This window comes from Pelagibius marinus, from assembly GCF_014925385.1.
Lineage (GTDB): Bacteria > Pseudomonadota > Alphaproteobacteria > Kiloniellales > Kiloniellaceae > Pelagibius > Pelagibius marinus.
The window spans coordinates 48,777-70,502 of sequence record NZ_JACSDK010000018.1 but is presented as its reverse complement, the minus strand read 5'-3'; the positions used below and the strand labels follow the sequence as shown (position 1 = coordinate 70,502).

The window sequence follows — 21,726 nt, the reverse complement described above, 5'->3', positions numbered from 1 at the left end:
GCGGAAGGCACCCCGATATGGCTGAGACAAACACAGAGGCGAGCGCCGGCGGCGGCCAACTGGCTGCGGTCGTCAATGCGCTGAAGCGCGGCGACATCGCTCTGGCGCTGGGCGTCGTCGCCATCCTTGTGGTGCTCATCCTGCCGCTGCCGGCTTGGACGCTGGACCTGTCGCTGGCGATGTCCATGACCTTCTCCGTCCTCATCCTGATGACGGTGCTGTTCATCACCAAGCCGCTGGAGTTCAACTCCTTCCCCACGGTGCTGCTGATCGCAACCATGCTGCGCCTGGCGCTGAACCTGGCGTCGACGCGGCTGATCCTGGCCAATGGCCACGAAGGCACCGACGCCGCCGGACAGGTCATTCAGGCCTTCGGCAGCTTCGTGATGAGCGGCAACTTCATCATCGGCATCATCATCTTCGGCATCCTGGTGATCGTGAACTTCATCGTCATCACCAAGGGTTCCGGGCGCATCGCCGAGGTCTCCGCCCGCTTCAGCCTGGACGCCATGCCCGGCAAGCAGATGGCCATCGACGCCGACCTCTCCGCCGGGCTCATCGACGAGACCGAGGCGCGCAAGCGCCGCAAGGAGCTGGAGGACGAGAGCAACTTCTTCGGTTCCATGGACGGCGCCGCGAAGTTCGTGCGCGGCGACGCTATCGCCGGTCTGATGATCACCTTCATCAACGTCATCGGCGGCATCATCATCGGCGTCGCCCAGCAGGACCTGACCTTTGGCCAGGCGGCCGAGACCTATACCGTGCTGACCGTGGGCGACGGCCTGGTCAGCCAGATCCCGGCGCTGATCGTCTCCACCGGCGCCGGCCTGCTTGTCTCCAAGTCGACGTCCACCGGGTCCATGGACAAGGCCCTGATCGGCCAGCTGGGCGGCTATCCCCGCGCCCTCGGCCTGTCGTCCTTCCTGATGCTGTCGCTGGCCCTGCTGCCCGGGATCCCGGCGGTGCCCTTTCTGGCGCTCTCCGGCCTGGCCGGCGTCGGCTGCTGGTTCGCCAGCAAGCGCAATAAGGCGGCCGCCGACGCCGAGTCCAAGGCCATCGCCGCCCAGACGGCCACGCCGATCGCCGAGGAGCCCATCGCCAACGCCCTGCAGATCGACCAGGTCCGCCTGGAACTGGGTTACGGCCTGCTACCCATGATCAATGGCCAGGGCGGCCAGCGCCTGACCGACCAGATCAAGTCCCTGCGCCGCCAGCTGGCGCAGGAGATCGGTTTCGTCATGCCCTCGGTGCGCATCCAGGACAACCTGCAGCTCCCGGCCAACACCTACGTCATCCGGGTCAAGGAGATCGAGGCCGGGCGCGGCGAGCTGCGTCCCAACATGCTGCTGGTCATGGACCCGCGCGGCGAGAAGATGCCCCTGCCCGGCGAGGAAACGGTGGAACCGACTTTCGGTTTGCCGGCCATGTGGTGCGACGAAGGCAGCCGCGAGGAGGCCCTGTTCCGCGGCTACACCGTCGTCGATCCGCCAACCGTGGTGACCACCCACCTGACCGAGCTGATCAAGGACAACATGGCCGAGCTGCTGTCCTACGCCGAAACGCAGAAGCTGCTCGACGAGCAGGACAGCGAGCAGCAGAAGCTGATCGCCGACCTGATCCCCACGCAGATCACCGTCGGCGGACTGCAGCGCGTCCTGCAGAACCTGCTGGCCGAGCGCGTCTCGGTGCGCGACCTGCCGACCATCCTGGAAGGCGTCTCGGAGGCCTGCGGCTATACCCGCAACGTGACCGCCATCACCGAGCACGTGCGTGCCCGCCTGGCCCGCCAGATCTCCAACGATTCGGTGAACCACGAGGGCTTCATCCCGATGATCACCCTCTCGGCGCAATGGGAGCAGGCCTTCGCCGAGGCGATCGTCGGCGAGGGCGAAGACCGCCAGCTCTCCATGGCGCCGACCCGCCTGCAGGAGTTCATCGGCGCCGTGCGCCAGATCTTCGAGCGCCACGCCATGATGGGCGAGAGCCCTGTCCTGCTCACTTCACCGCCGGTGCGGCCCTTCGTGCGCTCCATCGTCGAACGCTTCCGCCCCTCCACCGTGGTGCTCTCGCAGAATGAGATCCACGCCAAGGCGAAAATCAAGACGCTGGGTCAGATCTGATGCTGCTGCGCACCTTCACAGCGAGGACAGCCGCCGAGGCGATGCAGCAGGTCCGCGACGTGCTGGGCGAAGAGGCGATCATCCTGTCGACCAGCGACGACGACGACGGCATCAAGGTCACCGCCGCCCTGGAACAGGCCAACGGTGCCGCGGCCGAAAGCGCGCCGGCGCAGGCGCCGGAACTGGAGGCCGCCGACCGCATCGCCGCGGTGCTGGACCACCACCGGGTGCCACGCGGCCTGACGGACCGCCTGCTGAACGCCGCGGTCAATACCAGCACGGACGACTGGATGATGGCCTTCGCCGCGGCGCTGGATCACGAACTGGGCTTCCTGCCGCTGGGCGACATCGGACCGGAACATCCGATCATGCTGGTCGGTCCCTCCGGTGCCGGCAAGAGCGTTACCGCCGCCAAGCTCTGCGCTTGCGCGCGCCTGGCCGAGGGGCGGAGCCTGCTCATCACCATGGACGGCGGCAAGGCCGGAGGCCGCGCCCAGGCCGAGACTTTCACCCAGGCGCTCGACGCGCGGCTGGTCTGCGCCGACGACGCCACGGCGGTGGGTGCCGCGGCCAGGGCGCGCAAGGGCGACGAGATCGCCATCATCGACACCGTCGGCTGCAACCCCTTCGACGCCGTCGAGCGCGAGGCCCTGCGCGAGGCCGCGGAGGCCGCTGGCGCAGCCATGGCGCTGGTGCTGCCGGCCGGCGGCGACCCGGCCGAGGCGGCGGACATGGCGCTCGCCTTTGCCGAGAGCGGCGCTCGCAGCCTGATCCCGACCCGCCTGGACGCGGCGCGCCGCTTCGGCGGGTTGATCAGCGCCGCCCACGTCAGCGGCATGGGTTTCCTCGCGGCGGGCGTTTCCCGCCACATCGGCGGCGGCCTGATCGCCGTCAATCCGGTTTCCCTGGCGCGCCTGCTCAGCGCCCAAGGCCCCTTCCAGGCCACCACCCTTCTCGCGGCGGACTAACAGCATGATCGAAGCCCCCATGATGGAACGTGAAGAGCAGCAGAAGACCTGCGCGAACATGCTGGCAGTCGCCTCCGGCAAGGGCGGCGTCGGCAAGACCTGGCTGTCGGTCACCCTGTCCCAGGCGCTCGCCCGCGACGGCAAGCGCGTGCTGCTGTTCGACGGCGACCTGGGCCTGGCCAATGTCGACATCCAGCTCGGCCTGCACCCCTCCAACGACCTTGGCGGCGTCCTCGACGGCAGCTACGAGCTGAAGGAAGCGGCGACCCATCACGACACCGGCGGCTTCGACGTCATCGCCGGGCGCTCGGGCACCGGCAGCCTGGCCAACATCCCGGCCGTGCGCCTCAAGCAGCTTATGAGCGACCTGACCGACCTGGCACCGTCCTACGACCGGGTGATCCTGGACCTGGGCGCCGGCCTGGAGCGCACGGTGCGCGACCTCGCCGCCGTGGCCCGCACCACCCTGGTTGTGGCAACCGACGAGCCGACCTCGCTGACCGACGCCTACGCCTTCATCAAGCTGGCGCACATGCAGAACCCCGAGGCGGACCTGCGGGTCGTCATCAACATGGCCACCTCCCCCGCCGAGGGCGAACGCACCTACGCCACCCTGCTGAAGGCCTGCGAGTCCTTCCTGAAGATCTCGCCGCCGCTGGCCGGCGTGATCCGCCGCGACAGCAAGGTGAAGGACGCCATCCGCCACCAGGTGCCGCTGCTCATCCGCCACCCAAACTCGCAGGCGGCAAGCGATATAGAGGCCCTGGCCGGGCGCCTCAACAGCAAGAATTGAGGGGCCCTGCGGCATGAGCGATATCTTCGCCACGCTTGCCGCAGGAACCACGCGTCCCGCCGCGACCGGGAGCGGTGAGACCGCCGTGCGGGTGGTCGACCCCTCGCCGGAGCTGGCCCGCCTCGCCACCGGAGAAAACCTGCGCGGGACGGTGGTCGGCAAGGACGACCATGGCCACCTGCTGGTGCGCACGCGCCTCGGCGTGCTGCAGCTTGCCGCGACCCGCGCCCTGCCGGTCGGTACCGAGGTGGTGCTGCAGGTGCGCAGCGTCGGACCCCAGGTGATGATAAACCTCCTGCTGCTGGACAGCGCCGGCGCCGCCGCGTCCAACGCCGGTGCCCCGGGCCAGACGCCGCCGGGCGTCGCGTCGCCACAGGCGCCGCTCTCTCACACGCTGCCGCCCAATCCCCACGACCTGGTGCAGCCCACCCAGGTGCTGCGCGGCGTCCTGCACGCTGCCCCACCGGTGCCGCTGCTGGCCGGCCTGCCGACCGCCCAGCCGGGCGCCGAACTGCTGGTGCGCATCCTGGCGCTGGGAGTGCAGTCGCAAACGGCCGGGACCACGCCGGGAACGCTGGCGGCTTCGCGACCATCCGGCACCGCCGCAAATCCGGCCGCTGTGCCCGCAACAGGTCCAGCCCCCGGCTTGGCGGCCGGTCAGGTGGCCGGGCAGCTTCCCGGCCAGCCCCCGGGTCAGCCGGGCGGACAGGGCGGCGGCCCCACGGCGCCGGCGGCGCCCGCGGGCGCCCCGGCCGCGGGGTCGGCCGGCAGTGAAGCCGGCACCCCGGCCACAGGCGCTCCGCAGAGTTCGCCGCCCGGCACCGCCGCTCCCAGCCCCCCTGGCACAGGCAACGCGGCGAACGCGGCGACGGCGGGCCTACGCCTGGCGCCGCAGACGCCGGTCGCGAACTCCGGACACTCCGTCGCCTCGGCCTTGCAGAACCTCTCCACCGAGGCCGCGGTCCGTGCCGCCGGTGCTCCCAGCGGCCCGCAAGGCCCCTCCCAAGGCGCTCAGGGCGCTGCGGCCGTCCCCGGCGGCGGCGACGCCTCCGGGGCGGGCCTGCGCCTGACCGGGCTGGTCACCGCCACCACCAGCAGCGGCCAGCCGATCCTGCACACGCCGCTGGGCACGTTGACCCTGGACACCCGCGCCGCCCTGCCCCCGGGCAGCAGCCTGGCGCTGCAGATCACCCTGCCCGCCGCGCAAGACACTCCGGCCGCCCGCGCCCTGGCCGCCGCCTGGCCCAGCCTGGAGACGCTGGAACAGACCATCTTCCACGGCCTGCAGGCGGCGCAGGTGGAGGCGGTCGCCCGCGCCCTGCCGCAGGTCGGCCCGCGCCTCGCCTCCGGTATGCTGTTCTTCCTCTCGGCCTTGAACCAGGGCAACCTCGGCGGCTGGCTGGCGCCGGCCACGGTCGGCGCCGAGCGCGCCGAGCACGGCGACCTTTTCGAACGCCTGGGCCGTGAGTTCGCCGGCCTCAATCGCCCGATCGACACGCCGGCCGGCGAGTGGCGCTTCGTGAACCTGCCGCTGTGGAGCGAGCAGGGCCTGCGCGAGCTGCGTTGCTTCTTCCGCCACCAGGACCACGGCGGCGGCCAGGACGGGAAAGGCGGCGACAAGGCCACCCGCTTCGTGCTGGAACTGGAATTGGAGCGTCACGGCGAGCTGCAGCTCGACGGCCTGGTGCGGGCGCGGCGCTTCGACCTGCTGCTGCGCAGCCGCCGCCCCCTGCCCGCCCTGGTGCGCGGCGACCTCATGGCCCTCTTCGCGGAAGCCAACGCCATCGCCGGCTACACGGGCCAGCTCGTCTTCCAGGCTTCACCTGACTGGCTGCAGCTGCTGGCGGCACAGTCCGCCGCCCAGCCCCACGACGGCCTGAACGTCTGACTTTCGGTTTTTCCGGCTAACCCTGTGCGCCGCCCGCGGCCTGCCGGCGGTGCAGGTCGATGCCCAGTTCGTCGGCCGCGTTCTGTTCGCGGCGCGACTGCTTCATTGCCTCGCGGCGCAGGTGGTTGTCGTGCGCCGTCTCGTACTTCTTGAATTCCTGGAAGGCCTGAGCGATCTCGTCGCGCGCCAGGGCGATGGAGCGATCGACCTCGTCGATGGAGCCCTCGATCTTGCGGCGCCGGTCGACGGTGGCCTTGATGAAGGCCGGCAGCGAAACGCTGGTGACCTCCGAGCGCTCGGCCGCGGCCTGCTCGCGGGCCAGCTCGGCCTCCAGCGACTCGATGTTGCCCAGCAGCTTGCCGCGGAACCGTTCCAGTTCCGCAAGCTTCTGACGCTTCTCGTCCAGATTCCAACGGTGCAGCCGCACCAACTGATCAAGAGCACTCACCGCAATTCAACTCCTAACAAAACCACTGTCTCTGGGGGCCCAGGCTCTAAGTGCCGGGAACGGCGCTTTTCGCCTGGGCCAGGTTAAGCGCCGCGGCCATGCGGTCGCGGCGTTTCTTGAAATCACCTTCGCCCGGCTGGCGCCCCGACGGCGCCTGATCCGCCGGACCATCCGCAGCCTGGGCCGGGGCAAGGCCACCCTCCGGCATCGCCATCTGGGCCGCGGCCAACCCCATCACCTGGATGTCTTCCGGGGTCGCCTGAGGCGCCGCGGCCTCAGCGGCGGGGTCAGGCATGCCAAGCAAGGCGGCGAGCTGGCTGTAGCCCTCCGCCAGGTGGCTGATCTCGTCCTTCTTCTGGCCGAGAAAGGCTTCCAGGGCGTCGTTGTAGTGGATCGCCTCATCAACCGCCGGGTCGCTGCCCTGCTTGTAGGCGCCGATGCGAATCAGCTCGGCCATGTTCTCGAAGGTCGACAGCAGGTTACGCGCCCGCCCCACCAGGGCGTTCTCGCCCTCGCTGTTGCAGTCCGGCATGGTGCGCGAGACGCTGCGCAGCAGGTTGATGGCCGGATAGCGGTTGCGCTCGGCCACCGCGCGCTCCAGCACGATGTGGCCGTCCAGGATGCCGCGCACCGCGTCGGCGATGGGCTCGTTGTGGTCGTCGCCCTCCACCAGCACGGTGAAGAGGCCGGTCACGGAGCCGTCCTCGATGCCCGGACCGGCGCGCTCCAGGAGGCGCGGCAGCTCGCCGAAGACCGAGGGGGGATAGCCCTTGCTGGCCGGCGGCTCGCCGGCGGAAAGCCCGATCTCGCGCATCGCCATGGCGAAGCGGGTGACGGAATCCATCAGGCAGAGGACGTCCTGGCCCTCGTCGCGGAAGTACTCGCTGAGCGCCATAGTCAGATAGGCCGCCTGGCGGCGCATCAGCGGCGGCTCGTCGGAAGTGGCGACCACGACTACCGAGCGGGCCAGGCCCTCCGGTCCCAGGTCGTCCTCCAGCCATTCCTGCACCTCGCGGCCGCGCTCGCCGATCAGGCCGATGACGTTGACGTCGGCCTCGGCATAGCGCGCCAGCATGGACAGCAGCACGGACTTGCCCACGCCGGAGCCGGCGAAGATGCCCATGCGCTGGCCGCGGCAGCAGGAGAGAAAGGTATTGATGGCGCGCACGCCCAGGTCGATTTTGCCGCCCAGACGTTTGCGGCTGTGGGCCGGCGGCGGCGAGGCGCGCAGGCTGTAGGCGGCCGGCCCGTCGGGCAGCGGCCCCTTGCCGTCGATGGGCTCGCCCAGGGCGTTGACCACGCGGCCCAGCCAGGCGCTGGAGGGCCGCACCAGCGGCTCGCTCTCCAGGACCTCCGCCTTGCAGCCCAGGCCGACCCCTTCCAGGGAGCCGAAGGGCAGCAGCAGGGCGCGGCGCTGGCGGAAGCCGATGACCTCGCAGATCACCCGGCGGCCTCCCTGGGCGTGAATGGCGCAGCGTGAACCTATGGAAAGAGCCTGCTCGAGGCCCGCGACCTCGACCAGCATGCCGAGCACCCCGGCGACCCGGCCATACAGGCGGTAGTCCGCCAGTTGACCGATTTCCTTAACGACGGTGGAAACGACCATCCAGTAATTCGCCTGAGGGCCCCCCTGGCCTGAGAACAACGACCTTTCATGGCAGTCTCGGGTATCGGGCTTAAGGTTGGGTAAAATTAAGAAAATCGACGATCGGGGGTGGCGCCGAAACGGAGAGAGATCGCTTGTCTACCGTCGATCAACGATAATTAACGCTGGTAAGAATTTATTAACAATGCTTCGGCAAAATGGTTAATAATCAAATCCCAGGGGAACTATACAGGCATTAGGTCACCACCATGAGAGTTCTGCTTGTCGAGGACGATACCGCCACAGCCCAAGGCATCGAGATGATGCTCCGGTCGGAGGGCTATGTGTGCGACACGACCGATATGGGCGAAGACGGCCTTGAAATCGGAAAACTCTACGATTACGACATCATCATCCTAGATCTGATGTTGCCGGATATGGACGGTTACGAGGTGCTGCGGCGTCTCCGGGCCGCCCGGGTCAAGACACCGATCCTGATCCTCTCGGGCCTCAGCGGCCTCGATGACAAGATCAAGGGCCTCGGCGTCGGCGCCGACGACTACCTGACCAAGCCGTTCGATAAGCGAGAGCTGGTTGCGCGCATTCAGGCCATCGTCCGCCGCTCCAAGGGCCATTCTGACTCGGTGATCTCCACCGGCAAGCTGACGGTCAATCTGGATACCCGCACCGTCGAAGTGGAAGGCCAGCCCCTCCACCTGACCGGCAAGGAGTACGGGATCCTGGAGCTGCTGTCGCTGCGTAAAGGCACGACCCTGACCAAGGAGATGTTCCTCAATCATCTCTACGGCGGGATGGACGAGCCGGAGCTGAAGATCATCGACGTTTTCGTCTGCAAGCTGCGCAAGAAGCTGGCCAACGCGACCGGCGGCGACAACTACATCGAGACCGTCTGGGGCCGCGGCTATGTGCTGCGTGACCCGGTCAGCACCGACGGCGCCGAGCCGGCCAAGCACGCCGCCAACGCCTGACCCCCAAGGGGGAACCCCAGGCAAGACACGCTTTCGCCCCCCCCCGGGGGGCCGGGAGAAGATCATAGAAAAGCCCGCTATCCTATTGGGATAGCGACCTTTTCTCTGCATACTTAAAGCGAAACCTGAAGATCGCCCCCGGCGCCGCTGCAGGCGCCCGCGGGGCTCAGCCGACTTTGCGGTCCAGGTTGGCGTTGCCGTTGGTCAGGCGATAGATACCGCGCTGGCCGGGCACCACCTCGAAGGAGTCCGAGATGCCCAGCACCGTCTCGGCGCCGCCCAGGTAGAGGTAGCCGTCGGCCGGCATGATCTGGGCGATGCGCGACAGCACCTGGCCCTTGGTCGCCTGGTCGAAGTAGATCAGCACGTTGCGGCAGAACACCACGTCGAAGGTACCGAGCGACGTGGGACCTTCCAGCAGGTTGAAGGGCCGGTAGGAGACCATGTTGCGGATTTCCTCGCTGATCCGCCACTTCTCCCCTTCCTGGGTGAAATGCTTCATCAGCAGGGTGATCGGCAGGCCGCGCTGGACCTCGAACTGGGAATAGAGACCTTCCTTGGCCTTGTTCAGGATCTCCGTGGAGAGGTCGGTGGCGACGATCTCCACCTTCCAGCCGGCCAGCTTCGCCGCTTCCTCCTTGAGGATCATGGCCAGGGTATAGGGCTCCTGGCCGCTGGAGCAGGCGGCGCTCCAGATGCGGATCTGCTTGCGCGCGGCCCGGGCTTCCAGCAGGTGCGGCAGGACGATGTCCTTGAACTGATCGAAGGGCCGGTTGTCACGGAAGAAGAAGGACTCGTTGGTGGTCATGGCCTCGGTCACGTCGACCAGCAGGCGCTCGTCCTTGTTGCTGCGCAGGGCGGCGATCAGGGCGTCGAAGCCGTCCAGGTCCCACTTGCGCGCGACCGGGTTGAGGCGGCTCTCCAGGAGATAGGCCTTCTCCTGGGTGATCACCAGGCCCGAGCGCTGGTAGAGCAACTGGGCGATAAATTCGAAATCGTTCACATTCATGCCGCTGACCTCATGACCAACTTGCGGACGCTGGGGCCGATCTCCTTGATCGGCAGAACGGCTGAACACAGACCGCTCGTGGCGACGGCTCCCGGCATGCCCCATACAACGCTGGTGGCTTCATCCTGCGCAATGACCGTGCCACCGGCCTCTACCACCTCGACAGCGCCCTTCTGCCCGTCGGACCCCATCCCCGTCAGGATGATGGTCAGCAGGCCGGAGCCATAGATCTTCGCCAGGCTGCGCAGCATCGGATCGACCGCCGGCCGGCAGAAGTTCTCAGGTGGGTCTTGATTCAAATGAATGACGCTATCGCCGCCCTCGTGCTCCACCACCATGTGGAAGTTGCCGGGCGCCAGATAGATCTGGCCGGCATTGATCTTCTCCCCGTCCTGCGCCTCGGCGCAGGGCACGCCCGTGGCGCGGCCGATGTGCTCGGCCAGCAGAGTGGTGAAGGTCGCCGGCATGTGCTGGGTGATCAGGATGGGCACCTTGACCGCCGCCGCCATGTCGCGCAGCACCTCCAGAAGGGCCTGCGGGCCGCCGGTCGAACTGCCGATGGCGATGAGCCGCGGCAGCGCCAGCGACGGCTTGCGCAACTCAATCCTGCGCGCGGCCGCGATGGGCGCCGGCGTCGAGCTCTTGCTGGCGACGGGGCGCGCAGCCACAGCCCGGCCCGCCGGCCGCGCCGCCGCGGCCAGGGCCTTGACCTTCTCGGTCAGCTCGCGCTGAAAAGCGTCCTTGGAAGTAAGCTCGCTGGTCGAGCTCGGCTTGGGCAGATAGTCCGCCGCGCCGGCCTGGAGGGCGCGCAGGCTGACTTCCGCGTTCTTGCGGGTCAGGGTCGAGGCCATGACCACCTGCACACCCGGCTTCTTCTCCAGAAGCTTGGGCAGGGCCGTCAGGCCGTCCATGACCGGCATCTCGATATCCAGGATGATGACCTCGATATCGTGACGGTCCAGGGACTTGATGGCGATTTCACCGTTGCCGACGGAAGCGACCACCTTGATGCTGGGGTCTTCCTCAAGCGACCGGGTCAGCAAGCCACGAATGACCGCCGAATCATCCACTACCATTACGCGGTAGGGATCACCGGTACTTCCGTCAGTGCCGCCAGGGGCGGACTTGCTGTCTGGCATCAGATGAGACCTACCTGGACGAACTTCGATTCAATGATGTCGCTATCAAAGGGCTTCATGATGTACTCGTTGGCCCCGGCCTCCATGGCCTTCTTGATATGCTCCATATCGTTCTCGGTGGTGCAGAAAACCACGACCGGCTGGTCAACGTCCTGCATGGCCCGCAGTTCCTCCAGGAACTCCAGGCCGTTCTTCACGGGCATGTTCCAGTCGAGCAGCACCGCGTCGGGCATGTTGCGTTGACAAGCTTCGATCGCCTTCTGGCCATCTTCGGCTTCATCGGTCGCGAAGCTAAGGCCTTCGAGGATCTTGCGCGCCACCATGCGCACCACTTTGGAGTCATCGACGATCAAACATGACTTCATTTTCCAGCTCCACTAGCATCCGGCCGCCGTGCCTTGTCGACACTCTTTTTCTTGGCAGTCGGCCCCATATCGCAGTCTCTTATCAGGCCGCCTGGACGCGGTCGTAGTCCAGCAGCCTGTTCACGTCGAGCACCACCAAAAGCTGGTCGTCCAGCCGGTAGATGCCCAACGAGTAGTCGCGGAACTTTGGGTCCAGGGTCGGCGGGTTTCGCTCCCAGGCGGAGCCCTTGAGCGCCAGCACCTCGCCGACCGAGTCGACCATCAGGCTATAGAGCTCGCCTTCATGCTCGGCGACGATGCTCATCGACGCCTTGCGGTCGCGCGGCGGCAGGCCAAGGCGCAGGCGCACGTCCATCGCCGTGACGATGCGGCCGCGCAGATTCAGGGAGCCGGCAATCTCAGGCGGCGCCAGCGGGATCCGCGTGATGTTGTGCGAACTGAGGACGTCCTGCACCTTCAGCACGGGAATTCCGAACAACTGGTCGGCAATGGTAAAGGTTACGAAGTCTTCCGTATCCGCGACCGCGTCGGCCATGGGCGTGCGTTCCACCGCGCCTTCGTCCTTGGGACTGCTCATGCCGCACCTCTCAGTTCAGCCAGGGTATCGTGTAGAGTGTTCAACAAGGCGTCGCGGTCGGTCTTCGCGACGTAGTCCTTGAAGCCGGCCTCACGGCCGCGCGCCAGGTCACTCGGGTTGGAGAAGCTGGAAAGCGCCACGATCGGCGTCTCGGCCCAGCGGGTCTCCGCGGTAATCTTGCGAGCGAACTCGAAGCCGTTCATGCCCGGCATCTCGATGTCGGAGATGATGACGTCGAAGTCCTCGCCGGCTTCGCAGAGCTCAAGCGCGGCGTCGGCCGACTCGACGCAGACCACATCATAGCCGGCAACCGTCAGCAGAGGCTGCAGCAGGTTCCGGAAGAAGGGGCTGTCGTCGACGACCAGCAGGCGGCGGCCATGGCCTTCGCCGTCCAGGGTCTCACGGTCGGCCTGGAACCAGTCGTGGAAAGCCAGCGTCAGGTAGTAGCCGGCGTCGATGATATCGGTTGCCTTGCCGTCGATCACGGCCGTGCCGACATAACCCTCGCGCTCCGAGGAGAGCTCGATGTTCATACGGCCTTCGACGATATCGACGATCTCCTGAACCACCAGGCCCATGGTGCGCTTGCCGTCGGCGAAGACCAGAACCGGCTGGCGGCCTTCGGACTCCAGCTTCTGCGAGGGGTCCATCATCACCAGCGGCATCAGCTGGCCGCGGTACTGCACCACGTACTGGCCGTTCGAGAACTCGACCTGCTGCAGATCGATCTCCTCGAGCCGCGCCACCAGGGCCAGCGGCACCGCCTTGGGCGTGGCGTCCACCGCGCGGAAGATCAGCATCGCGACGCTGTCGGAACTGCGCGCCATGTGGCGGCCCTTGGCGTTGTCCTCGGCACCCTCGGCGACCGAGATCTCGCCGGTGGCCGCGGCGATGCCGTTCGGATCCAGGATCATCACGACGCTGCCGTCACCCAGGATGGTGTTGCCGGAGAAGAGCTGAATGTTGCGCAGGATCGGCGCCACCGGCTTGACCACGATTTCCTCGGTATCGAAGACGCGGTCGACGATGATGCCCATGGAGTAGTTGCCGATCTGGGCCACGACGATGAAGACCTCCTCGTCGTCGGTGCCCTTGACCGCATCGGCCTTGGCAGCCTCCTTCGGCGTCGCGCCGGACTCGGCCTCCGCTGCCGGCTTGGTCTCGGTGACCGAGGCCGACAGAGCGTCCTTCGCCGCCTTGGCGGTGTTCTCGCCGTCCAGCTTCAGCAGATGGCGCAGGTTCACAAGCGGCAGCAGACGGTTGCGCAGGCGCAGGACCGGGGTGCCGTTGATGCGCTCGATGGTGTGCTCGGTGTGGGCGGAAGCGCGCACCAGCTCGACCACCGACAGCTGCGGGATGGCGAAGCGCTCCGAAGCGCACTCGACGATCAGCGCCGAGACGATCGCCAGGGTCAGCGGGATCTTGATGACGAACTTGGTGCCGCGGCCCTCGACCGAGGTCAGCTCGATGGTGCCGCCGATCTTCTCGATGTTGGTGCGCACCACGTCCATGCCGACGCCACGGCCCGAGACGGAAGTCACCGCAGCCGCCGTCGAGAAGCCGGCCTTGAAGATGAACTGCTGGATCTGCTGCTCGCTCATCTGATCCAGCTCGGCCTCGTTGGCCAGGCCGTTGTCGATGCACTTCTGCTTGATCTTGTCGACCGACAGGCCTTTGCCATCGTCGGCGATCTCGATGATGATGTGACCGCCCTCGTGGAAGGCGTTCAGGGTCACCGTGCCGATTTCAGGCTTGCCAGCCTTCAGGCGGTCGGCCGGCACTTCCAGGCCGTGGTCGGCGGAGTTGCGGACCATGTGGGTGAGCGGATCCTTGATCAGCTCCAGCACCTGGCGGTCCAACTCCGTCTCGGCGCCCTTCATCACGAGGTCGATCTTCTTGTCGAGTTCGTGGGCCAGGTCGCGGACGATGCGGGGCAGCTTGGCCCAGGCATTGCCGATCGGCTGCATGCGCGTGGCCATCACGCCTTCCTGCAGCTCGGAGACCACGTGATTCAGGCGCTGCAGCGGCGCGGCGAACTCGCTTTCGCTCTGGCTGCGCAGGATCTGCAGCAGCTGGTTGCGGGTCAGCACCAGCTCGGAGACCATGGTCATGAGGTTCTCGAGCACGTCGACATTGACGCGCAGCGACTGGTTGGCGACGGAGCCTTCCTTCTTGGCCTCGGCAGCCGCCGGTTCCTTCTCGGCCTGCTTCGGCGCCGCTTCCTTCTTGGCAGCGGGCTCCTTCTTCGGCGCCGCTTCCTTCTTGGCAGCGGGTTCCTTCTTCGGCGCCGCTTCCTTCTTCGGCTCCTCGGCCTTCACCGGCTCCGGCTCGGCTTCGGCTTCGGCTTCGGCTTCAACTTCGGCCTCAGCGCCGGCGGCTTCCGCCTCGGCAGCTTCCTGGGCCGCCTTCTCGGCCGCCAGCTCGGCCGGCCCCTTGGCGTTCTGGAACGCGAGCTCCAGTTCGTCGAGGGTGGTATCACCGCCGCCGCTTTCCTCGGCCGGCGCTTCCTCGGCAGCCGGCGCAGCCTCGGCCGGCGCAGCGTCGCCGTCGGCGAAGGCGTTCAGACGGGCGATAAGATCGGAATCGTCACCCTCCGGCTCCGCCTCGGTCGCTTCCAGCTGCTCCAGAAGGGCGCGGATGTTGTCGAGGCATTCCAGGATCAGGGTGACCGCCTCGGGCGTGACCTCCAACTCGCCGTCGCGCAGCTTGCCCAGCACGTTTTCGCCGGCGTGCGCAACGCTCTCCAGACGCGGCAGCCCCAGGAAACCGCAGGTTCCCTTGATGGTGTGCATCAGCCGGAAGATGTTGCCCAGCAGCTCTTTGTCGTTCGGGTTCTGCTCGAGCTGAACCAGCTCGACATCGAGCTCCGCGAGGCTCTCGTTGGTCTCGGTCAAAAATTCGCTTAGAAGATCATCCATCGCCACAGTCCTACGCTTTGCCCGGAAAGTGGGCGCTAAGTCCGGGCGATCACTGCTGTTAACCAATGCCCCCGAATTGACGCTGAACAGTGCCAAACATAGATTAAGAAGCCCTTACTTAACTCTCGGGAACCGCAGGGGAATTGCCGGATAGAGCGGATTTGCGTCAAAGCTAAAGAGGCGCGATCACAGGCAAAAGCATCCCGCCAACGTAGCGCCTCAAGCCCATGAAACTGAACGATGTGAGTAACCCGATCGCGAAGCCCCTCTCCCTGGCGCGCGGCCGCCGCTCCCGGCGCCGCTTGACCCAAATCCCGCTATTCCGGCCGCCGTGCTTGGGTCCCTATGCCTTGCCGGGGGCGGCGATATGTGAGACAGGACCAGGGATGATCCAGCTTCGCCCAATCCCGCCGGCGGCGGTGGCCTGAGTGGCCGAATCCCCGCCGCTTTCCCCCTCCATCGATCCGGCCGGGCCGTTCGACCAGCGGCCGGGCCGCCCGCTGCGCCGCGGCCGGGGCAAGTTGCGCCGGCCCTGGGCGCCCCTCACCTGGCTTTCGATCGCCGTCGCCGGGCTGTTCCTCGTTCCTGTCGTCAGTGTGCTCTTCAGCCTCACCCAGTCGGGCGACGGCACCTGGAGCCACCTGGCCAGCACCGTGCTGCCCCGCTACCTCTTCAACACCGCCGTCCTGGTCGGCGGCGTCGGGATCGGCGTGCCCCTGCTGGGGGCCGGGACCGCCTGGCTCGTCACCATGTGCCGCTTTCCCGGACGCCGCGTCTTCGAATGGGCGCTGATCCTGCCGCTGGCGGTTCCCGCCTATGTCATGGCCTATGCCTATACCGACTTCCTGCAGCCAGCGGGCCCGGTACAGACCCTGCTGCGGGACCTCACCGGCCTCAGCTACCGGGAATACTGGTTTCCCGAGGTGAGGTCGCTGGGGGGCGCCGTCGCCATGCTGACCCTGGTGCTCTATCCCTACGCCTACATGCTGTCGCGCGCGGCCTTTCTCGACCAGTCGGTCTGCGCCCTGGACGTCAGCCGCACCCTCGGCTGCGGCCCCTGGGCGACTTTCTTCCGTGTCGCCCTGCCGCTGGCCCGGCCGGCGATCATCGCCGGCACCGCCCTGGCCCTGATGGAGACGCTGGCCGACTTCGGCACCGTGTCGTTCTTTGGCGTGCCCAACTTCACCACCGGGATCGTGCGCGCCTGGATCTCCTTCGGCGACCGCACCACCGCGGGCCAGCTTTCTTCGATTCTGCTGATCTTCGTCTTCCTGGTGCTGCTGCTGGAGGTGCAGAGTCGCGGCCGGGCGCGCTTCCACCACGCCACCGACCGCTATCAGCAGCTGCCCGGGCACCGGCTGAAAGGCCTGAGCGCGCTTGGTGCCTTCCTGGCCTGTCTCCTGCCGCTGTGCTTCGGCTTCCTGCTGCCCGCCGGCATTCTCCTGACCATGGCCCTGGCCGCCGGCGACCAGCAGTTCGGCAAGCGCTATCTGGAGCTGGTGGGCAACAGCGTCACCCTGGCCGTGGTCACGGCCATTCTGGCCGTGGGCCTGGCGACCCTCATGGCTTATGGGCGCCGCCTGCAGGGCGGCCCGCTGGTGCAGGCCGCCAATCGCCTGGCGGCCATGGGCTACGCCATTCCCGGCACCATCATCGCCGTCGGCGTGCTGGTGCCCTTCGCCGCCTTCGACAACACCCTGGACGGCTGGCTGCGCGCCACCTTCGGTATCTCCAGCGGGCTGCTGCTGACCGGCAGCATCGCCGCCCTGGTCTTCGCCTATCTCGTCCGCTTCCTGGCGGTGTCGCTGAACACCGTCGAGTCCGGTCTGGGCAAGATCCGCCCCTCCATGGACGATGCCGCGCGCGCCCTGGGCGTGCGCCCTCTCAGCACCCTGGCGCGGGTCCACGCGCCGATGATGTGGCCCTCGCTGCTGACCGCTGGCCTGGTGGTCTTCGTCGACGTGATGAAGGAACTGCCCGCCACCCTGGTGATGCGCCCCTTCAACTTCGACACCCTGGCGGTGCAGGCGCACAACTTCGCCGCCGACGAGCGCCTGACCGAGGCGGCCACGCCGGCCCTAACCATCGTCGCCGTAGGAATCCCGCCGGTCATCCTGCTGAGCCGCGCCATCGCCCGCGGACGGCCGGGCCGAAAAGCGCCGCCGCGCAGCGCCGGGGCCCTCAAGAAATAAGGGCTCCCAGAAACCTGGGAGCCCTTTTTCCGGCCGGGCCGGCGGCATGGACGCCGGCCCAAGATCGCGGCCCAAGATCGCGGCCGGGGATCATGGCGCGGAACTAGTTCCAGCCGACGCTGTCGAAGATCATCTGCGCCTTCGCCTGGTTCTTGCCGTAGACCGAGACGTTGACCGGATCGACCTTGAAGTCGCCCAGCTCCTTCAGCGCCTCGTTCGGCTCCACGCCCGGCACCACGGGGTACTCGTTGTTGCCGTCGGCAAAGTAGCGCTGCGCCTGCGGACTGGCCAGGTACTCCAGGAACTTCACCGCGGCCGCCTTGTGGGGCGCGTACTTCAGCACGCCGGCAGCGGAGATGTTGACGTGGGTGCCGCGGCCGTCCTGGTTGGGAAAGACCCAGCCGATCTTGTCCGCCAGCCCCTTGTCCTTGTCGCTGGGATTGATCATCAGGCGCACGAAGTAGTAGGAGTTGGCCACCGCGATATCGCACTCGCCGGCGCCGAGGCCGCGCAGCTGGTCGGTGTCGCCACCCACCGGCTTGCGGGCGAAGTTGTCGACCACGCCCTGGGCCCAGGTGCGGGCCCCCTCCTCGCCGTCCGCCGCAATGATCGAGCTGAGCAGCGACTGGTTATAGACATTGGAACTGCTGCGGATGCAGACCTTGCCCTTCCACTTGGGATCGGCTAGGTCCTCGTAGTCCTTGATCGCGCCCGGCTCAACGGTGTCCTTGGCGTAAAAGATCAGGCGCGCGCGGGCCGAAAAGCCGTACCACAGGCCCTCGGGATGGCGCAGGTTCTCCGGCACGGCCTTGTCCAGCGCAGCGGACTCAACCGGCTGGAACAGCCCCGCTTCCTCGGCGCGCCAGATGCGCCCCACGTCGACCGTCAGGAAGACGTCGGCGGGGCTGTTCTGGCCCTCGCTCTTGATGCGCTCGATCAGGGCGTCGCCCTCACCTTCGATGCGATTGATCTCGATTCCCGTCAGCTCGGTGAAGCCCGCGTAAAGCGCTTCATCGGTCTGGTAGTGGCGCGAGGAATAAAGATTGAGCACTTCCTGCGCCTGGGCCGGCAGGCCGCTCGCCAGCATTGCAACACTGATCGCAGTCCCCAGGACTGCGCGCCGGCAAAAGTTCATCGTATACCTCCTTGATTTTCCTGGACTTCGGACCTCCGGAGCATCGGGCGGGCGTATGTCCGTTCCCGGCCATTCGATGATGGCCTCTACGCGAGCAGTTAATGAAAATCATTCGCATCTGTCAAGCGGCCCCGAAGCCACCCCCGCAATTGCCGCAAAACCTTGCTGTTTTGCACGCTCGCCCCCCTCGGGGCCGGTCAACCCTTGGCTTAGAATTGGCTTACTTCACAAACCGATAGTTGGCGCAAGTAACCTTAAATTAAATCCAGTGCGCTAATGAGTTTCCTACTTTGGAAAGGCGTGCGCAGCAGCGAGCGTCTGTGTGAGGAACTCTATTGGAGCCAACAACATGTCTTTTATGAAGGGAATCGTGTCCGGCCTCGCGGGTGCGCTGCTTGCCACGGCTGCCTGGGCCAGTGAAGCCCACGTCGCTCCGGCCACCGACTTCGCCAAGAGCACGGTCAAGCAGTGGATCTCGAACGACACCGTGATCAACGCCGTCAAGGCGCAGAACGCCAAGCACGCCGGCCTCAGCCAGGGCGACATCGACAACATGGACAAGGACTGGCGCGCCCAGACCGACGCCGGCAGCAAGCCGATGATCGACGCCGTCCTCAGCAACGCCCTGTCCGGCTACCTGCGTCAGCAGAAGGACAGCACCCAGGGCCTGGTCACCGAGGTGTTCGTCATGGACAACCGCGGCCTGAACGTCGGCCAGAGCGACGTCACCTCCGACTACTGGCAGGGTGACGAAGCCAAGTGGCAGAAGACCTACAGCGCCGGTCCGGACGCCATCTTCGTCGACGAGGTCGAGATGGACGAGTCGACCCAGACCTTCCAGTCGCAGGTCTCCATGTCGATCGTCGATCCGGCCACCGGTGAGGTCATCGGCGCCATTACCGTCGGCATCAACGTCGACGCGCTGTAAGTTTCGCCAGGATTGTTAAGTACCTGGCGAATAGTGAGATTATCCGTCCAGGCAAGACTCTGTAAGGGGTGGATTTGATGAGTAAACCTCAGAAATCACAGTCTGCGAAGACCACGAAAGCTGGTCATTCAAAGACGAGCCTGGGCGGATTCTCTCGCCTTTCCGTGGCCCGCAAGGTCATCCTGACCGCCGCGACCACGGCGACCCTGATCCTGGTTGCCCTGGTGGCCATCAGCATCAGCCAGACCAACAAGCTTGCCCTCACCACCGGCGAGGCCGGCTTTGCGACCATGACCCGCCTGATCGCCAACAACGCGGCCGGCGGCATCCGCTGGAACAAGCCCGACGCCATCGAGACGGCCTACATCGACTTCGCGAACGCGGAAGACTCCGTGATCGCCAACGTGGTTGCCCTCGATAAGGACGGCAACGAGCTGATCCGCTTCAATCACCCGACGCTGACCCAGGCCGATCTGACCGCCTTCATCGGCGAGGCCAAGGGATCGTCGGAGCGTCATTTCGTGGAGCTGGAAAACCACGTCCTGGTGTCCAGCCCCGCCCTCAATCCCAAGGACGGCTCCTTCATCGGCACGGTGATCATCGCCTGGTCGATCGAAGAGCTGAACGGTCACATCCAGTCCGCCGCCGTGCAGCAGGGCGCCATCTCGGTCGCCGCCCTGGTGATTCTGATCGGCCTGCTCGGCTTCGTCACCAGCCGCCTGATCGGCAAGCCGCTGGCGATGATGACCACCACCATGGGCAAGCTGGCCGACGGCGACACCTCCGTCGAGGTGCCGGCCATGGACCGCCGCGACGACATCGGCGACATGGCGCGCACGGTCGAGACCTTCAAGACCAACGCCATTGAGCTGGAGCGTTCCACCGCGGCCCGCGAGGCCGAGAAGGCCAAGGCCGAGGAGGAAAAGCGCCAGGCCATGCAGAAGCTGGCCGACGAGTTCGAATCCAGCGTGCGCGGCGTTGTCGACAACGTCACCAGCGCCTCCGGCCAGGTGCAGTCGACGGCGCAGTCGATGTCCCAGACCGCCGAGCAGACGAGCCAGAAGACCGCCGCCGTCGCAACGGCCACCGACCAGGCCGCCAACAACGTGCAGACGGTCGCCAGCGCCGCCGAGGAGCTGACGGCCTCGATCCAGGAGATCGGCCGCCAGGTGGCCCAGTCGACGAAGATCGCCAGCGACGCCGCGGATCAGGCCCGCACCACCAACCAGGAGGTCGGTGCCCTGGCCGACGCGGCCCAGAAGATCGGCGACGTGGTCACCATGATCCAGGACATCGCCGAGCAGACCAACCTGCTGGCCCTCAACGCCACCATCGAGGCGGCGCGCGCCGGCGAGGCGGGCAAGGGCTTCGCGGTCGTCGCCTCCGAGGTCAAGCAGCTGGCCACCCAGACGGCCAAGGCGACCGAGCAGATCGCCCAGCAGATCAACGAGATCCAGAACGCCACCGGCGGCGCGGTGGATGCCATTGCCAAGATCACCTCGACCATTGAGGAAGTGCACGGCATCGCCAACGGCATCGCCGCGGCAGTCGAGGAGCAGAGCTCGGCGACCGAGGAAATCTCCCGCAACGTGCAGGAGGCTTCGGCCAGCACCAGCGAGGTTTCCGCAAACATCGGCGACGTGACCTCGGCGGCGGCCCAGTCCGGCAACTCCGCCAAGACCATGCTGACCGCGGCCAACGAGCTGGCCGAGCAGTCGAAGAGCCTCAGCAACCAGGTCGACCACTTCCTCGCCAACATTCGCGCGAGTTAAGCGAGAAGGCTCTTTCGGGGGCCCTGTCGGGGGTAAAGAAAGCGCCAGCAGTGCTTCCATGCGCTGCCGGCGTTTTTCTTTGGCCCCTGCCCTGCCTCGCCCTGACCGAGCCGGCGCGGGGCGCGGATCAGCCCGCCTTCGCCAGGGTAGCGCTGAAACGGACGCTGCCGCTGCCCGGCGTCTCGATTTCGAGCTCGCTGCCCAGGCGCAGTGCCATGAGGCGGGTGAAATAGCCGTGGACGCCGCGTGGGCTGAGTTCTTCCAGGTCCACGTTCTCCTGCAGGCCGACGAGGGATTCCGGCCGCAGGTGCGCATCCTGCCCCTTGGCCGTCACGACGCAGTCGATACCCTGAGCCCCCGGCGAGATCTCCACGCTCAAAGTGCCGCCGCGGGGCAGCGCCTCGTGGCCCAAGGCGATCATGTTGAGCACCAGCTTGGCGATGCCGTCGGGCGCGCCCTCGGGCGCCTGGAGCAGCGTCCATTCCAGCTTGGAGCGCGAAGTCTCCAGCAAGGCGGCGGCCAGGTCTCGCAGCGGCGTGTAGTCGGGTCCGACGCGCGCGCCCGCCATGCCGTAGGCCAGGCGAAAATACTGCAGGATGTTCGATGCCTGCCGTGCGGAATTGGTGGTCAGCTGCATGGCGTCATCGGCCATGCCGAACTCGTCGTCGGACAGCAGCTCCAGGCCGTTGCCGATGGCCCCGATCGGGCCCACAAGGTCGTGGCAGAGACGCGAAGCCAGAAGTTCCGCAACGCGCACGTCAATCTTCAAATCCATCAGCCTGCAATCCCCCAAGATGATCTCGGATGGGCTGGACGTTTCCGCAGCCCGCGCTTCCTTATACACTAAGCCGCAAGCTACACTAAAGACGTAGGCGAGACCGGAGACCGAGGGAATGCAGA

Annotated in this window: 17 protein-coding genes; 8 read left to right on the top strand and 9 right to left on the bottom strand. The window is 66.7% G+C overall.

The window, feature by feature from the left end:
- Positions 1-17: 17 nt before the first annotated feature.
- The 4 genes from flhA to H7X47_RS22540 are packed head-to-tail and all read left to right on the top strand — an operon-like array spanning position 18 to position 5,769.
- On the top strand, positions 18-2,120 hold the full coding sequence (gene flhA, locus H7X47_RS22555; protein ID WP_193371028.1) for a flagellar biosynthesis protein FlhA: 2,103 nt from the start codon (positions 18-20) through the stop codon (positions 2,118-2,120).
- A complete protein-coding gene (locus tag H7X47_RS22550) occupies positions 2,120-3,088 on the top strand; it encodes a flagellar biosynthesis protein FlhF (protein WP_193371027.1) in 969 nt (322 codons plus the stop codon). The genes flhA and H7X47_RS22550 overlap by 1 nt, the downstream gene beginning before the upstream one ends.
- A gap of 4 nt (positions 3,089-3,092) precedes the next feature.
- The gene (locus H7X47_RS22545; RefSeq protein WP_193371026.1) at positions 3,093-3,881 is read left to right on the top strand and encodes a MinD/ParA family protein; all 789 of its coding nucleotides are present in this window, start codon (positions 3,093-3,095) and stop codon (positions 3,879-3,881) included.
- Between the two features lie 13 nt (positions 3,882-3,894).
- On the top strand, positions 3,895-5,769 hold the full coding sequence (locus tag H7X47_RS22540) for a hypothetical protein (RefSeq protein WP_193371025.1): 1,875 nt from the start codon (positions 3,895-3,897) through the stop codon (positions 5,767-5,769).
- 16 nt (positions 5,770-5,785) lie between these two features.
- Here H7X47_RS22540 and H7X47_RS22535 read toward each other — a convergent pair whose 3' ends face one another.
- A complete protein-coding gene (locus tag H7X47_RS22535) occupies positions 5,786-6,217 on the bottom strand; it encodes a flagellar FliJ family protein (protein WP_193371024.1) in 432 nt (143 codons plus the stop codon).
- 46 nt (positions 6,218-6,263) lie between these two features.
- A complete protein-coding gene (gene fliI, locus H7X47_RS22530) occupies positions 6,264-7,823 on the bottom strand; it encodes a flagellar protein export ATPase FliI (RefSeq protein WP_193371023.1) in 1,560 nt (519 codons plus the stop codon).
- A 248-nt stretch (positions 7,824-8,071) separates the two neighbouring features.
- Between fliI and ctrA the strand changes: the two genes are divergently transcribed.
- Positions 8,072-8,791, top strand: a complete 720-nt coding sequence (gene ctrA, locus H7X47_RS22525; protein WP_193371022.1) for a response regulator transcription factor CtrA — start codon at positions 8,072-8,074, stop codon at positions 8,789-8,791.
- A 166-nt stretch (positions 8,792-8,957) separates the two neighbouring features.
- On the opposite strand, the gene H7X47_RS22520 is transcribed toward ctrA, so the two are convergent.
- The 5 genes from H7X47_RS22520 to H7X47_RS22500 form a co-directional block, all read right to left on the bottom strand.
- Positions 8,958-9,800 carry a CheR family methyltransferase gene (locus H7X47_RS22520; RefSeq protein WP_193371021.1) on the bottom strand — a complete coding sequence of 281 codons (843 nt, stop codon included), beginning with the start codon at positions 9,798-9,800 and terminating at the stop codon, positions 8,958-8,960.
- The gene (locus H7X47_RS22515) at positions 9,797-10,939 is read right to left on the bottom strand and encodes a protein-glutamate methylesterase/protein-glutamine glutaminase (RefSeq protein WP_227010720.1); all 1,143 of its coding nucleotides are present in this window, start codon (positions 10,937-10,939) and stop codon (positions 9,797-9,799) included. Before H7X47_RS22515 ends, H7X47_RS22520 begins: the two co-directional genes overlap by 4 nt.
- Positions 10,939-11,304 (bottom strand): response regulator, encoded by a 366-nt coding sequence (locus tag H7X47_RS22510; protein ID WP_193371019.1) that lies wholly within the window; start codon positions 11,302-11,304, stop codon positions 10,939-10,941. Before H7X47_RS22510 ends, H7X47_RS22515 begins: the two co-directional genes overlap by 1 nt.
- Positions 11,305-11,386: 82 nt before the next feature.
- Positions 11,387-11,881, bottom strand: a complete 495-nt coding sequence (locus tag H7X47_RS22505; protein WP_193371018.1) for a chemotaxis protein CheW — start codon at positions 11,879-11,881, stop codon at positions 11,387-11,389.
- Entirely contained in the window at positions 11,878-14,799 is a 2,922-nt protein-coding gene (locus tag H7X47_RS22500; protein ID WP_193371017.1) for a hybrid sensor histidine kinase/response regulator, read from the bottom strand. Before H7X47_RS22500 ends, H7X47_RS22505 begins: the two co-directional genes overlap by 4 nt.
- 428 nt (positions 14,800-15,227) lie before the next feature.
- On the opposite strand from H7X47_RS22500, the gene H7X47_RS22495 reads away from it, so the two are divergent.
- Positions 15,228-16,991, top strand: coding sequence for an ABC transporter permease (locus tag H7X47_RS22495; protein ID WP_319633666.1), 1,764 nt, complete (start codon positions 15,228-15,230; stop codon positions 16,989-16,991).
- Between the two features lie 103 nt (positions 16,992-17,094).
- Here the strand turns inward: H7X47_RS22495 and H7X47_RS22490 are convergent, their stop codons facing one another.
- Positions 17,095-18,078, bottom strand: coding sequence for a Fe(3+) ABC transporter substrate-binding protein (locus tag H7X47_RS22490; RefSeq protein WP_227010719.1), 984 nt, complete (start codon positions 18,076-18,078; stop codon positions 17,095-17,097).
- Positions 18,079-18,475: 397 nt separating this feature from the next.
- On the opposite strand from H7X47_RS22490, the gene H7X47_RS22485 reads away from it, so the two are divergent.
- Together H7X47_RS22485 and H7X47_RS22480 are read left to right on the top strand one after the other, a co-directional pair.
- Positions 18,476-19,054 (top strand): hypothetical protein, encoded by a 579-nt coding sequence (locus tag H7X47_RS22485; protein WP_227010718.1) that lies wholly within the window; start codon positions 18,476-18,478, stop codon positions 19,052-19,054.
- 164 nt (positions 19,055-19,218) lie between these two features.
- Positions 19,219-20,826 carry a methyl-accepting chemotaxis protein gene (locus tag H7X47_RS22480; RefSeq protein WP_193371015.1) on the top strand — a complete coding sequence of 536 codons (1,608 nt, stop codon included), beginning with the start codon at positions 19,219-19,221 and terminating at the stop codon, positions 20,824-20,826.
- Positions 20,827-20,953: 127 nt separating this feature from the next.
- On the opposite strand, the gene H7X47_RS22475 is transcribed toward H7X47_RS22480, so the two are convergent.
- Positions 20,954-21,601 carry a histidine phosphotransferase family protein gene (locus H7X47_RS22475; protein ID WP_193371014.1) on the bottom strand — a complete coding sequence of 216 codons (648 nt, stop codon included), beginning with the start codon at positions 21,599-21,601 and terminating at the stop codon, positions 20,954-20,956.
- Positions 21,602-21,726 lie beyond the last annotated feature (125 nt).